The 12984-nt window shown below is 62.2% G+C and carries 17 protein-coding genes; 6 read left to right on the top strand and 11 right to left on the bottom strand.

Annotated features, from left to right (window positions below):
* Nucleotides 1-143: 143 nt before the first annotated feature.
* Nucleotides 144-623 carry a glycine zipper 2TM domain-containing protein gene (locus tag ACFCW2_RS00855; protein ID WP_379547451.1) on the bottom strand — a complete coding sequence of 160 codons (480 nt, stop codon included), beginning with the start codon at nucleotides 621-623 and terminating at the stop codon, nucleotides 144-146.
* 218 nt (nucleotides 624-841) lie between these two features.
* Between ACFCW2_RS00855 and rarD the strand changes: the two genes are divergently transcribed.
* Nucleotides 842-1789 (top strand): EamA family transporter RarD, encoded by a 948-nt coding sequence (gene rarD, locus ACFCW2_RS00860; RefSeq protein WP_379547453.1) that lies wholly within the window; start codon nucleotides 842-844, stop codon nucleotides 1787-1789.
* On the opposite strand, the gene pyrC is transcribed toward rarD, so the two are convergent.
* The gene (pyrC, locus tag ACFCW2_RS00865) at nucleotides 1770-2816 is read right to left on the bottom strand and encodes a dihydroorotase (RefSeq protein ID WP_379547455.1); all 1047 of its coding nucleotides are present in this window, start codon (nucleotides 2814-2816) and stop codon (nucleotides 1770-1772) included. The two genes, rarD and pyrC, sit on opposite strands and share 20 nt — an antisense overlap.
* A gap of 67 nt (nucleotides 2817-2883) precedes the next feature.
* Between pyrC and ACFCW2_RS00870 the strand changes: the two genes are divergently transcribed.
* Complete coding sequence (locus ACFCW2_RS00870; protein ID WP_379547456.1) at nucleotides 2884-3774, top strand: ATP-grasp domain-containing protein; 891 nt, start codon at nucleotides 2884-2886, stop codon at nucleotides 3772-3774.
* Between the two features lie 38 nt (nucleotides 3775-3812).
* Entirely contained in the window at nucleotides 3813-4565 is a 753-nt protein-coding gene (locus tag ACFCW2_RS00875) for a YgfZ/GcvT domain-containing protein (protein WP_379547458.1), read from the top strand.
* Here the strand turns inward: ACFCW2_RS00875 and ACFCW2_RS00880 are convergent.
* Nucleotides 4562-5173 (bottom strand): TetR/AcrR family transcriptional regulator, encoded by a 612-nt coding sequence (locus tag ACFCW2_RS00880; protein ID WP_379547459.1) that lies wholly within the window; start codon nucleotides 5171-5173, stop codon nucleotides 4562-4564. The genes ACFCW2_RS00875 and ACFCW2_RS00880 overlap by 4 nt on opposite strands.
* Nucleotides 5174-5341: 168 nt before the next feature.
* Between ACFCW2_RS00880 and ACFCW2_RS00885 the strand changes: the two genes are divergently transcribed.
* Nucleotides 5342-6181 (top strand): metal-dependent hydrolase, encoded by an 840-nt coding sequence (locus ACFCW2_RS00885; protein WP_379548902.1) that lies wholly within the window; start codon nucleotides 5342-5344, stop codon nucleotides 6179-6181.
* A gap of 151 nt (nucleotides 6182-6332) precedes the next feature.
* Here the strand turns inward: ACFCW2_RS00885 and ACFCW2_RS00890 are convergent, their stop codons facing one another.
* The 4 genes from ACFCW2_RS00890 to rplU form a co-directional block, all read right to left on the bottom strand.
* Nucleotides 6333-7250, bottom strand: coding sequence for a hypothetical protein (locus tag ACFCW2_RS00890; RefSeq protein ID WP_379547461.1), 918 nt, complete (start codon nucleotides 7248-7250; stop codon nucleotides 6333-6335).
* A 438-nt stretch (nucleotides 7251-7688) separates the two neighbouring features.
* The gene (locus ACFCW2_RS00895; protein WP_379547462.1) at nucleotides 7689-8231 is read right to left on the bottom strand and encodes a GNAT family N-acetyltransferase; all 543 of its coding nucleotides are present in this window, start codon (nucleotides 8229-8231) and stop codon (nucleotides 7689-7691) included.
* 228 nt (nucleotides 8232-8459) lie between these two features.
* Complete coding sequence (gene rpmA / locus ACFCW2_RS00900) at nucleotides 8460-8729, bottom strand: 50S ribosomal protein L27 (RefSeq protein WP_379547463.1); 270 nt, start codon at nucleotides 8727-8729, stop codon at nucleotides 8460-8462.
* A gap of 12 nt (nucleotides 8730-8741) precedes the next feature.
* The gene (rplU, locus tag ACFCW2_RS00905; RefSeq protein ID WP_379547464.1) at nucleotides 8742-9248 is read right to left on the bottom strand and encodes a 50S ribosomal protein L21; all 507 of its coding nucleotides are present in this window, start codon (nucleotides 9246-9248) and stop codon (nucleotides 8742-8744) included.
* 270 nt (nucleotides 9249-9518) lie between these two features.
* On the opposite strand from rplU, the gene ACFCW2_RS00910 reads away from it, so the two are divergent.
* Nucleotides 9519-10055 (top strand): hypothetical protein, encoded by a 537-nt coding sequence (locus ACFCW2_RS00910; protein WP_379547466.1) that lies wholly within the window; start codon nucleotides 9519-9521, stop codon nucleotides 10053-10055.
* Nucleotides 10055-10747: a Crp/Fnr family transcriptional regulator gene (locus ACFCW2_RS00915; RefSeq protein WP_379547468.1), complete on the top strand. Its 693-nt coding sequence runs from the start codon at nucleotides 10055-10057 to the stop codon at nucleotides 10745-10747. Before ACFCW2_RS00910 ends, ACFCW2_RS00915 begins: the two co-directional genes overlap by 1 nt.
* 9 nt (nucleotides 10748-10756) lie before the next feature.
* Here ACFCW2_RS00915 and ACFCW2_RS00920 read toward each other — a convergent pair whose 3' ends face one another.
* From ACFCW2_RS00920 to moaA, 4 genes are all read right to left on the bottom strand, one after another.
* Nucleotides 10757-11182, bottom strand: coding sequence for a hypothetical protein (locus ACFCW2_RS00920; protein ID WP_379547470.1), 426 nt, complete (start codon nucleotides 11180-11182; stop codon nucleotides 10757-10759).
* Nucleotides 11183-11259: 77 nt separating this feature from the next.
* Nucleotides 11260-11751, bottom strand: a complete 492-nt coding sequence (locus tag ACFCW2_RS00925; protein WP_379547471.1) for a molybdenum cofactor biosynthesis protein MoaE — start codon at nucleotides 11749-11751, stop codon at nucleotides 11260-11262.
* On the bottom strand, nucleotides 11744-11986 hold the full coding sequence (locus tag ACFCW2_RS00930) for a MoaD/ThiS family protein (protein WP_379547473.1): 243 nt from the start codon (nucleotides 11984-11986) through the stop codon (nucleotides 11744-11746). Before ACFCW2_RS00930 ends, ACFCW2_RS00925 begins: the two co-directional genes overlap by 8 nt.
* A complete protein-coding gene (gene moaA, locus ACFCW2_RS00935) occupies nucleotides 11986-12984 on the bottom strand; it encodes a GTP 3',8-cyclase MoaA (RefSeq protein ID WP_379547475.1) in 999 nt (332 codons plus the stop codon). The genes ACFCW2_RS00930 and moaA overlap by 1 nt, the downstream gene beginning before the upstream one ends.

A 12984-nucleotide genomic window follows, 5' to 3' on the forward strand; every position in this document is an offset into this window, starting at 1 on the left:
TGCGGGGTCCTGAGCGGCAGCCATCCCCAATGAAAACACCCCGAACCGTTTGACCGGTCCGAGGTGTTCCCCACGGCTTGGTGGGATGCCGTGCCCCGCCCCTGCGCAAACAGGGGGCGAAGTTGGTTGAATCGTCCGCCGGATCAGCGGCAGCGCGCGCCGCCGCTATCGATCTCGCGGCCCAGCAGGGCTCCGCCTGCCGCGCCCAGAATTGCGCCGAGCGTGCGGTCGCCGCGTCCGGCCAGTTCGCGTCCGATCAGCGCGCCCGCTGCGCCGCCAATCAGCAGACCGGTCGTGCCGTTGTCCTTCTGGCAGTAATAACGTCCGTCACGCGCCCGCCAGACGCGGGTGTTGCGGTGCACACGCTCGCCGTAATAGGCTTGGCGCGGAGCGTAATAGCGGCCCTGCGCACGGTAATCCTGGCGATAGCCACGTCCGCGATTCCAGTGTTTGTGCTTCTTGCGGCCATGTTCAAATTTCAGATCGCCCATCGGCTGCATCATCGTGATGCCGGCCGGAATGGCGGAAGTGCCCTGCGCCACGGGAGCAGCGGCGGCGGGTGTAGCGATGGCCATGCCCGATGCGGCAATGGCGAGAGCGGCGGTTTTGACCTTGTTGAACATTGCGAATTCCTCGATTGTTTTTCGCGCCTTAGCGGCCCGGCCGATGAGACCGTCCAGCTCGATCCCTTCAACACGTTCAGCAATACAGCTGCTTTCCTGAACGGACTGCAACCGGTGAGTCAGATTGCGATTTTGCGATGAACCGAGTGACTGGCATCGACGAAACGCCGGGAAAATTGCCGCTTGCCGGGCCTTTGGTCCGCGCTTAGGCGGCTGTAATGAGCGACCCCGCGGTTCCGGCCCCCACCACAGCTGCATCGTCCGGCCCCGAATCAGCTCCGGCAGAGCCATCCGGTCTGCCCGCGGCGCTGGGCGCCTATGTCATATGGGGATTGCTGCCGCTCTATCTGATCTGGGTGTCCAGCGTGCCGCCGTTCGAATTTGTCGGCTGGCGTATCCTTTGGACCTTGCCGATTTGCGCCCTGATCATCAGTGTCCGCCGGCAATGGGGAGAAATTCGCGCGGCCCTGTCGGATGGCAAGGTGATGCGCATCTTGCTGGCCAGCGCTGCACTGATTGCGGTCAATTGGTTCGTCTATGTTTGGGCGATCCAGACCGGCCATGTCTACGCCGCCAGCCTCGGCTATTACATCAATCCGCTATTGAACGTGTTGCTGGGCACGCTGCTGCTGGGCGAGCGGCTGTCGCGCCTGCAATGGCTGGCAGTCGCGCTAGCGGCCACCGGGGTCGCGGTGCTGGCGGGCGGCGCGCTGACCACGCTGTGGATCAGCCTGACTTTGGCGCTCAGCTTCGGCACCTACGGTCTTCTGCGCAAGCAGGTGACAGTGGGCGCTCTGCCCGGCCTGACCATCGAAAGCGCGCTGCTGCTGGTCCCCGCCGCCTGCGTAGCGGGCTGGTACGCCGCCTCACCGGCCGGCAGTTCGTTCGACGATTCGCTCGGGCTCAGCCTGCTGATCGTGCTGGGCGGGCTGTTCACCGCCGTGCCGCTGTGGCTGTTCGCCATCGCGGCAAAGCGCATGGCCTATTCCACGCTTGGCTTTATCCAGTTCCTCGCCCCGACGATTGTTTTCATTCTGGGGCTGACGGTCTTTCAGGAAGATCTGAAACCCGCGCAGGCGATCTGCTTCGCGCTGATCTGGGCGGCGCTGGCGCTGTTCTTGTGGGATCTATGGCCCAAATCGCGGGTTAAACCAGCCGCCAGTTGAGCGTTTCGCCCGCGTGGAAGGGCACGACCGGTCCGCCGCCCGCCTCGATAGTGGCGGGCACCGTATGCTCCACCCGCTCCAGCGTGACCGTGTCATCGTTGACAGGCAGACCGTAGAACGCTGGGCCATGCAAGCTGGCAAAGCCTTCCAGCCTGTCGAGCGCACCCTCCTCGTCAAACACGGCGGCATAGCTCTCGATCGCAAAAGGCGCGTTGAAGATACCCGCACAGCCGCAGGCGCTTTCCTTCTCCCCCTTGGCATGGGGCGCGCTGTCTGTGCCGAGGAAGAATTTGGGCGAGCCTGATGTCACCGCCTTGCGCAAGGCCAGCCGGTGCTCCTCCCGTTTGGCCACAGGCAGGCAGTAATTGTGCGGCTGTATCCCGCCGACGAGCATCGCGTTACGATTGATGTGGAGATGCTGGGGCGTGATCGTAGCGGCGACGTTGTCTGTCGCCCCATTCACAAAATCCACCGCATCTCTGGTGGTGATATGCTCGAAGGCGATCTTCAGCTGGGGCAGCGCGGCATGCAGCGGCGCAAGCGTGCGCTCGATAAACACCCTCTCCCTATCAAACACGTCCACATCGTGATCGGTCACTTCGCCGTGAATGCACAGGATCATGCCGATCTCCGCCATCCGCTCAAACACCGGGCGCAGCTTCGCGATATCGCTGACCCCGTGGGCGGAATTGGTCGTAGCGTTGGCGGGATAGAGCTTGGCCGCGGTGAACACGCCATCGGCAAAACCCTGCGCCAGATCGTCGGCGTCGGTGTCGTCGGTTAGATAGCACGTCATCAGCGGGGTGAAGCCCGTGTCAGCGGGCAGCGCGGCCATGATCCGGTCGCGGTAGGCTGCACCCAGCGCCGTTGTGGTCACCGGCGGGCTGAGATTGGGCATCACGATGGCGCGGGCAAACTGGTGCGCGGTGTGCTGCGCCACATCCTCCAGCATGGCGCCATCGCGCAAATGGACATGCCAGTCATCGGGGCGGCGGATCGTCAGGGTCTGTGTCGGAGTTTGTGTCATCGCGGGCGGTCATACGGCCAGCCGCGCGCTCTTTCCACCGGCAATCGGCAAAGCTAGGGCACGGGCCATGACCATCGGCTTTCTTACCTGCCCGGGCACGCACCCCGGCTCCCCCAACCGGCGCAAGGACGCGTTTGAGCACGATCTGCAGGTTGCGGCCTTGCGCCCCGCGATCGAGGCGGCGGGGATGGAATTGCGCGAGATCGAGTGGCGCGCTCCCGACACAGCGTTCGATGACATCCGGCTGGTGCTGATCGGAACGCCGTGGGATTATCAGGACCACGAGGCCGAGTTTCTCGGCAAGCTCGACACCCTCGCAGCGCGCGGCATCGCGGTGTGCAATCCGCCCGAGCTGGTTCGCTGGAACACTCGCAAGACTTATTTGCGCGAGCTGGAAGAGGCCGGCGCTGCCACTATCCCGACCCTGTGGCACGAGCGCCTGACCCGCGCAGACCTGTCGTCGGCTTTCGACAGGCTGGGCGCAGACCGACTGGTCGTGAAACGCCAGGTCGGGGCCAATGCGGAGGGGCAGCATCTGTTCAATCGCAGCGATGATCTGCCCCCCGACTGGTCGCTCGATATGCCGGTGATGGTCCAGCCCTTCCTGCCCGCCATTGCCGAAACCGGTGAGACATCTTTCCTGTTCATCGATGGCGAATTTTCCCACGCCGCCGTCAAACGCCCCGCACAGGGCGATTACCGCGTACAGTCGGAATATGGCGGGACGGAGGAAATGTACGACCCCACCGCCGCCGAACGCACAGCTGCAGCCGCGATCATCGCCGCCCTGCCCCACCTGCCGCTCTATGCGCGGATCGACATGGTGCGCGGCGAAACGGGTCTGCTGCTGATGGAGGCGGAACTGATCGAGCCGTTTCTATACCCCAATCAAGGCCCCGAACTCGGCCCGCGCATGGCCGCAGGCATCACCCGCCGATTGGGACAGACGGCCCGCTGAGGCTTGACCCCTCGCGCCAAATCGCCAGCTATAGCGCCATGACCGCGACCCGCCTGTTCGAACGCGCCGTGCTGCGCCTCTCCCCCACCGATCCGGCAGAAGACGTCGCCGATTTCTTGCAGGGGCTGCTGACCAATGATGTGAAGGGCGAACTGCCGGCCTATGCCGGGCTGCTGACGCCGCAGGGCAAGGCGCTGTTCGATATGATCGTGTGGCCTGCCGGCGACGGCGAGTTGCTGATCGATTGCGAGGCGGCTGTGGCCGATGATCTGGTCAAGCGGCTGTCGCTTTATCGTCTGCGCCGCAAGATCGCGATTGTCCGCGACGATACTCTGGCCGTGCACTGGCATAAGCAATCGGGCGACGGCGCCCCGCCCGATCCGCGCCTGCCCGGCCTTGGCCAGCGCTGGCTTGCGCCGGTCGATGCAAATGATGCCAGCACCGATGCCGAATGGACAGCGCATCGGCTATCGCTGGGCGTGGCTGAGGGTCAGGCAGAGCTGGGCGACATATTGTGGCTGGAAACCAATGCAGTGGAGCTCAACGGCGTCAGCTTCGAGAAGGGCTGCTATGTGGGGCAGGAAAACACCGCCCGGATGAATTGGCGGCAAAAGATCAATCGCCGCCTGCTGGTGGTGCCGCTGAAAGATGCCGAGGAAAAGCGCATCAAGGCGCGGCACGAGGATCTTGGCCTCGCCATTGTCCAGAAACGTGTGGCAGATATCGACCCAGACAGCGCGCCCGGCTGGATGCGCCTGCAATCAGACGAGCAGCGCGGCGACGCGTCTTAGTCGGAGGCCTTGCCGGCATTCATCTGCGCCTGGATTAGCGAGGCATCGATGATGTTCTCCGCCATGTCGCGCGCCGTCGTCTCTGACAGCCGCAGCGATTGCGACAAGGGCGCACCGATCAACGAATGACCTAGCGCCAGCAGCACCACCGCCAGTGTCGCCTCATGCGCCATCCGTGCCTCATCATGCCCCTCTTCTTCCGGGTGCAGATCGTCGACCATCCCGTGGATCGTCTCGACGAAAGGCTGGATCGAATCCTCGTGGCCCGTCGCCAGCATCCAGCTGACCAGCGCGCCGCCGCCTTCGTGATCGAACGCATCGAACGCAATATCGACCACCTCGCGCGGAGAGCCCTCGCCCGCACGGTTCTTGAGCACCGCCTGCGCCACGCTTTCGCACACGGTCTGCGCCATATGCGCCGCGAGCGAGCGTTGCAGGCCCGCTGCCGATCCGAAATGGTGGAGAAGGTTCGCATGCGTGCGCCCGACCCGCGCGCCGACCGCTTTCAGTGTCACCGCTTGCGGACCGGCCTCGATCAGCAATTCGCGGGCCGCGACCAGAGCGCCAGCGCGCGATTCTTCGGGAGAGAGACGTTTGCGGGTTGCCATGGGACGATCAGATAGGGCCGCGCGCGGGGAACAACAAGCGCCCACGAACACTATTGACATCAATGTCAGTAACGCTATTTACATTGGTGTAAGTAACACGAGGCTACCATGAACGCACACAGCACCATAGCTCCCGAAGCTTCTGCAGAAACGGGCACCAAGTCGACCATGTCCGGCAGCCCCGCCGACCTCGCCATCACGGTCCGCGATGAACGTTTCAATCGCGAGAGCACTCCGTCCCGCTGGTGGGCCGGCGATGCGTTCGGCACGGCGTGGCACAATGCGCTCTCGGCTACCTTCCCGCGCGGCGAGGCGTTCTTCATCGAGGCGGTCAAAGCCCACCGTGACGGTGCGGACGAAAAGCTCTCCGCCGAAATCCGCGCCTTCGTGAAGCAGGAAATCAACCACACCCGCGAACACATCGCGTTCAACCGGCTGGCCGAGGATGCCGGTTACGACATCGCCAAGATCGACAAGCGCGTGAAAGAAATGCTGGAGCTGACCAAGGGCCGCCCCGCCATCGCCAACCTCGCCGTCACCATGGCACTGGAACACTACACCGCGATGATGGCGCATGAATTCCTCGCCAACCCGCAGCATTTCGAAAACGCCGATCCGGAAGTGCGCGACATGTGGCGCTGGCACGCGGTCGAGGAAGTCGAGCACAAGGGCGTCGCCTACGACACCTGGCTGCACGCCACCCGCGACTGGTCAGGCTGGAAGGCGTGGAAAGTCCGCTCGCTGACCATGGTGCTGGTGACCGGCCGTTTCTTCAAGAACCGCTGGATCGACACGATCGACTTGCTGGAACAGGACGGCATCACGGGCTGGAAAGCGCGCTGGGGCCTGTTCAAATACCTCACCGTCAGCCCCGGCATCGTGCGCAAGATCCTGCCCGCATGGATCGCCTATTTCCGCCCCGGCTTCCACCCCTGGAACCACGACGACCGCGAACTGATCGGGAAGTATGAGGGCGAGTTTGCGGACGCGTTGATGCCGGCGGAGTGAGTGAGGAATTGGAGTTTTGGGTCTGAAAGGGGACGGTCCATTAACGACGCTACTGCGAACGCTACGCAAACTGCTCAAATTCCTCAAGAATGGTTCGGTAGCTCTGATGCCGTCTCCAACGATCCAGAAGAACATCTGCAGTTTTCAGGGATCAGCTTCCTCTGGCAACAGAGATTACTCGAGACATTTCCTCACTCAGTGCTTTCGCCGGCACGATCGTGTTGACTAGCATTTTACGAAGGGTCTCACTCCTGTCTCGCTTCAGGACTTGTGCTGCATATTTTGCAGCGAGCTTCTTCTCATCGCCACCTACCACTGGTCGGCCAATCTTCACATTCTTACCGTCTTTCTTGTAGTAAAACCAGTAATTTGACGGACGCCCCCCGTTAGGCCTTCCCCAGGTACTCCCGCCGACAACCGGCCAAGTTTGCACCTTAAGCTTGCTGAACCGCTTTTTCATGAGCTTAGGCATTTGTTTTTCGATCTCGTGTATGTGCGCAGCAAAGTCTGTTTGAACAATTGACACAGTTTGCCAATCTCCCGCGGTGTTATGAGCCTTCGCGTATTCCAAATGTGCAGCTAATCGAAGAGTACTAGCAAGCGACGTGACACCCATCGCTGCTGCCCCAATTTCCTTCCCAGACGCTTCCAGTTCATCGGCTTTCACTGCAATCAATGCTAGTTGATCCCCCCTAGTCTCAGGGCTTCTCGCATATGCTTCAAATGAAGACTTCAAGCCACGCATTTGGGCAGAGGTCTGCCTTAACCAGATGTCCTCTAGCTTGAGACCAAGAGCATCAACTACGTCGATAAAGAAAGATCTAAGCAGCTCCTTTTGATCAATCTTCCCTCCAAACATGTGATGGAGAGCAGCGCTAACTCCGGCGGAGATAAGTGCATTTAGGACCGCTTTACCGATGGCCGCCCACGTAAATGGATCAGATGCGAAAACCAGCACTTTACGAGATGAGGTGGCCCATAGCGAAGCTTTGTCTTTGCTCCGAATATTCAAGTCATCTAGTGGCATTGCCGCAACAAAAACCTCTTCCGAATACTCGCTCGTATTCAAAATTTTTGCTGATCTTAGGTCCGCCACAACCACCCCTACCTATTGAAGAAAATACTCCCAACGAAGTTACAGCTTGAAACATTTTTAGCAACAAAGAAAAGCGTTTGCCCCCCTTTTTTACGGAAAGCTCCTTGCCGTTCGTTGAATCTAGAAGAACGAAAATTTCTTTTTATCTAGCAGTGCCTTATCCGAGAAAACTCATTTAAAGGAAGCGGTATAAGTAGCATGATCCTACTTTTCATTCCACTCGGAGGTCGCTGGACAATGATCTGTACTGGCTCTCGCAACATTCTGCTTACGAAAATATTGAAGGAAGCAGCCCTCAGTTTGACAAACGTCAGCGAACATTCGTTTGATAAAGTACCGCGGTTCATTGGATACAAGATCTCGAGAAAGCATCCTATATTGGGCTACGCCATTCCGCTACACCCCCCCCCCTCAAGCCGCCCTTCGCGCCGCCTCAGCCTCGGCCTCCGCATCCTCCAAATCAAGCACAAATTCCGCTGTGGGCGCAGCCTCACCCCGTCCGCAGCTGTGGCGGTCGACTACGCGGCCGGTGCGCTGGAAACCCAGCTTATCCAGCACGCGTCCGGAGGCGGGGTTGTCGAGATAGTGGCTGGCAACGATGCGCCGATGGCCCAGCGTGCTGGCGATCTGCAACACGGCCCGCCCCGCTTCGGTGGCGTAGCCCTGCCCCCAATGCTGGCGCGCGATCCAGTAGCCCATCTCGGTATCGTCCTCATGCGGGTCTATCCCGATGCAGCCCACCAGTGCGCCGCTGTCCGCCCGCGTAATCAGGAAGCGCGGATACAGGTCCGCAATCGGCAGAGACACGAAATCGCGCGCATCATCGGCGGAATAGGGCCACGGGGCGCGGGCCAGATTTCTGACCACGCCCTCATCGGCGATCCCGCCCAGCACGTTTTCCCAATCCTCTGCCCAAGGGGGCCGGAGCAGCAGTCTTTCGCTGCGATGGAACATTGCATCTCTCCTCATCGCCACGCCCCCAATGGATGAATGCCCCGATAGGCACTCTGCGTGACATTCCCGTTTCAGCGAACCGAAATTCGCCAATGTGAGAGGGAGAAACGACAAGAGGGAGACGGGCCCCCTGGTATTCCCAGGAAAGCCCCATCTCCCTCTAGTGGTGCCGGTGGTGAACCCGGCTGGGACCGTCCTGGTGGACGGTTCCCTTATCGAACCGTCCGGTTATTCAGCTGCCTCGGCAATCGCATCGACCGATACGAATTTGCGGCCTAGGCGTCCGGTGTGGAAACGGACGACGCCGTCTTCCAGAGCGAACAGGGTGTGATCCTTGCCCATGCCGACATTGTTGGCCGGGTAGAATTTGGTGCCGCGTTGGCGAACGATAATGTTGCCCGCGACAACGCCTTCGCTGCCGAATTTCTTGACGCCAAGACGGCGGCCTGCGGAGTCGCGACCGTTGCGGGATGAACCGCCTGCTTTTTTATGTGCCATCGATCGGTCTCCTTACTTCTTGTCAGCAGCTTTGGGGGCTGCCTTCTTCGCTGCAGGCTTCTTGGCAGGAGCCTTCTTTGCCGCAGCTTCGGTTTTCGGTGCCGCTTTCTTGGCAGCAGGCTTCTTGGCCGGAGCTTTGGTTGCCGCCGCCTTCTTCTCTTCAGCCGGAGCGTCGGTCTTGGCAGCAGCCTTCTTCGGCGCGGCCTTAGCCTTCGCCTTGCCTTCGCCAACATCGGTGATGCGCAGCAGCGTCATCATCTGGCGGTGGCCGGCCTTGCGGCGATAGTTGTGGCGGCGACGCTTCTTGAAAACGATCACCTTCTCGCTCTTCGCCTGGGCGATGATTTCGGCAGACACCGTCACCTTGGCAGCGTCGGCAATCGAATCGCCTTCACCGGCCAGCAAAACGTCACCCAGCGTGACCGTGTCACCGGCTTCTCCGGCGAGCTTCTCGACGGCAATTTTATCTCCGGCGGCAACGCGGTACTGCTTGCCGCCTGTGCGCACGATAGCGAACATGGCTTATATACTTCCGTTTTAGTGCTGTGCCGCACCCTTATGAATGCGACGCGCCGGACGGTCCGCCATACAGCGGAGCCCGGAAAGACGAGTGCCGTTAAGGTAAGCGCGCCGCCAAGTCAACGCTTGAGGCTGCGGAAAGTGGTGTTTCGCCGCAGACAATTTGCGCCTGCTCGCCGGATAGGAAGCGGGTCGCACCAAGGGAATCGCCTACCGGTTGGCTGCGCTCAAAGGGTGGCATCGTCCTGCGCGCGTGATATGCACTGGTCCATGGCCGACACCACCCCTTCTCGCAAGCCGATCCGCGCGCTCGCTTCACTAGCGTTGATCTTCGCTTTGCCCGCCTGTGCGGCAGCGAGCGGCGACTACCCCTCGCTGGCCGTGCGCGATGCAGAGCGGCCGCGTGGGACGATTGGGGCGCCGGAAGCCCCTGCCCCAGCCATCCCCGTTCCCCCGCGCATCACCAGCGCGGACGTTTTGGAGCGGGCTGCTAGCTTGCGCAGCAACGCGGTGGCCGCGCATCAGCGATTCTTGGCCGCAGCCCCCGCTGCCCGCCGCGCCGTGTCTGCCGGGGCCGGCGCTGCTCCTGCCAGCGATGCCTGGGCGCGCGCGCAAGTTGCCCTCGCGGATCTGGAAACGCACCGTTCGCTTACCGCAGTTCCGCTGGCCGATCTTGACGCCTTGCTAGTCGATCAGGCAGCCAGGCTCGATCCGGTTGCGGAGGTCGCCCGTGCCCGTAACGATGTGCTTGCGCTGGTGGCAGAGGAAGACCGCACGCTGGCGCAATTGCGCAGCCGGATTCGCTGATGGGCTTGGAATGCGCCACCTGCCCGGTGCGCGATCAGGCGGCCTGTGCAGTGCTGAGCGAGCAGGAACGGGCCGATCTCGCCACCGCTGGCCGCACCCGCACGCTGTCACGCGGCGAAGTTCTGTTTGCCGCTGGCGATGATGCCGATGCCTGTGCCACATTGCTGACCGGCGCGCTCAAAGTGTCGAGCACCGATATCACAGGCGAAGAACGCATTCTCGCGCTAATTCATCCGGCAGGGTTTGTCGGCGAGATGTTTCGCCCCTTCGCCGATCACGATGTCACTGCATTGACCGATTGCCGCCTGTGCATATTTTCGCGCAGCGCGATGGAGGCGGCGCTTGACCAGCACCCCGCCCTCGCCCGCGCCTTGCTCCGGCGTTCACAGGATGAACTCCATTCGGCCCGCGCGCTGCTGGAACTGACCGGCAAGCAGGACGCCGAGACGCGCATTGCGGGCCTGCTGCTTTCCCTCGCCCAAGCCGCCAGCCACTCGCCCTGCCATCCGGCGCAGGCGTTTGATCTGCCGCTGACACGCGGCGAGATGGCCCAGATGCTGGGGCTGACCATCGAAACCGTCAGCCGCCGCCTCACCCGGTTGGAGAAAGACGGCGTGATCACCAAAAACGGCAAACGCGGGATCGAACTGGTCGACCCCGCGCGCCTCTCCTCCCTTGCGGGAAGCCTTTGATCTAGGCCATCAGGCGACCACCGCCGCGATGGTGATGCAGATCAGGCCCCAGGCAACGATCAGCACCGGAAGAATCATCATCTGGATCGCCGCGTCTTTCGGGGAGAGCAGGCCGGTGTGGGTCATGATGCCCCGGCGTTTGAACGCGCCCCAGCTCATCGGTTTGTCGGACGCCTTGGGCTTCACCCGCGTAAATAACGCGGGGATGGCGAAGAACATCCCAATAAAGACCACGAAAATCGCCATCGGAACGATCAGGCCGGGTGAACTCATTCCAGCGGCCAAAATCGCGAGGAATGCCAGGAAGCAGCCCGCGCTTGCCACATAGAGGCCGGTGGGCAGCTCGAATGTGTGGTCCGGCTGGTGCGCAATCGGCAGCACATCATGGACGATGGCATTGGCGGAAAGGACGTCGCGGGAAAGCAGATCGGACATTGGATGTTCCTCCTCAGGTGTTGAGGAGGGTTATGACCGGCCCCGGCCCTTCGCGCTTTGACGCAGATCAAACTGGCTCAGGAATTGTCTTTTTCCCACCGGGCGCGGTCCGAATAATCGGCGTCGCGCGGGGCAATCCAGTGCCACGCCCCGTCAGCATCGGTGCCCCGCCGCTCGCGCTTCCAGAACCACGCCGCGCTTTTCAGGTGGTCCATCACAAAGTCCGTCGCTTCGAAAGCCGCCCTGCGGTGGCGCGCCGCAGCGGCGACCAGCACGATGGACTGACCCGGTGTCAGCATCCCGACGCGGTGCCATGCCAGCATCCCGTCAAGGCTCCAGCGCTCCATCGCCTGCGCAGCGATCTCCTTCATCCCCGGCAGCGTGAGCGGGGCGTAATGGGTGAGTTCCAGCGCCTTCACCTCGCCATCGGGGCGCACCTTGCCGACGAAACTGGTGATACCGCCAGAGCTGGCATGCGCGGCATTGAAGGCCGCCAGCGCCTCACCAACGGAGAAGCCGCTTTCCAGCACGCGCACATCGACCGGCGCATTGACCGCGATTCTAGCCACCGCTCACCGGCGGGAGCAGCGCCACCTCGTCGCCATCCTTCGCTTGCAGCGTGGTCTTTTCGGGCAGCACCTTGCCCCCGCATGCGACATTGACCCGCGCTTCCAGCAATTGCCCGGCGACATTGTCGGAGACTTGGGAGAGCAGGCCGGGCCAGTCGAGCGGCGCATCGAACTCCCGCTCGGCAGCGCCTTCCAGATCGGCCAGCGGGCCGAGGAACAGGACCCGGACGCCCATCAGCCGCCGGTCATCGACATATGCCGTTCGACCGCAGGCGCTTCGCCCGCGCCGATGCGAAAATTGTGCCGCTCCGGTTTGATCGACATCGCCTGATCGAGGGCGGCCTCGAGCCGGGCCTCGGGCGAATCGGAACGCAGAGCGGCACGCAAATCAACCCGCTCCCCTCCGCCAAGGCAGGGGTAGAGCTGGCCGGTGGTCGTGACCCGGATCCGGTTGCATCCGGCGCAGAAATTCTCGGTCATCGGGGTGATCAGCCCCAGCAATCCGCCGGTTTCGCGAACTTTGAAATAGCGCGAGGGGCCGCCCGTGCGGTGCTCCGACGTCTCCAGCGTCCAGCGCGCTTCCAGTTCCTTGCGCACTTTGGACAGCGGCAGGAAACGGTCGGTCCGGTCCTCGTCCACCACGCCCAGCGGCATCGTCTCGATCAGGGTAATGTCGTGCCCTTCGCCATGCGCCCACTCGATCAGCGCGGGGATGGTGTGCTCGTTCACGCCCTTGAGCGCGACGGTGTTGATCTTGATCTTCAGCCCCGCCGCCTTCGCCGCAGCGATCCCGCCCAGCACCTGTGGCAGCGCATCGCGGCGGGCGAGCCCGGCAAAAACGTCGCGGTCCAGCGTATCGAGCGAGACATTGATCCGCCGCACGCCCGCATCGGCCAGCGCCACCGCGTGCTGCGCCAGCTGGGTGCCATTGGTGGTCAGCGTCAGCTCGTCCAGCTCCGACCCCACATGGCGGCCAATCGCACGCACCAGATCGACGGCATCCTTGCGCACCAGCGGCTCCCCGCCGGTCAGCCGGATCTTGCGGATGCCGCGATCCATAAATCCCCGCGCGAGGGCGTAGAGCTCTTCGAGGTCCAGCACTTCCTTCTTAGGCAGGAAAGTCATGCGTTCGGGCATGCAATAGGTGCAGCGCAGATCGCAGCGATCCGTGATCGAGAGGCGCAGATACGTAATCTGCCGCCCGAAAGTATCGACCAGACCCTTGCTGCTCAC

Origin of the sequence: Qipengyuania algicola (assembly GCF_042492175.1) — a bacterium.
In the GTDB taxonomy this organism is placed as follows: Bacteria; Pseudomonadota; Alphaproteobacteria; order Sphingomonadales; family Sphingomonadaceae; genus CAJXSN01.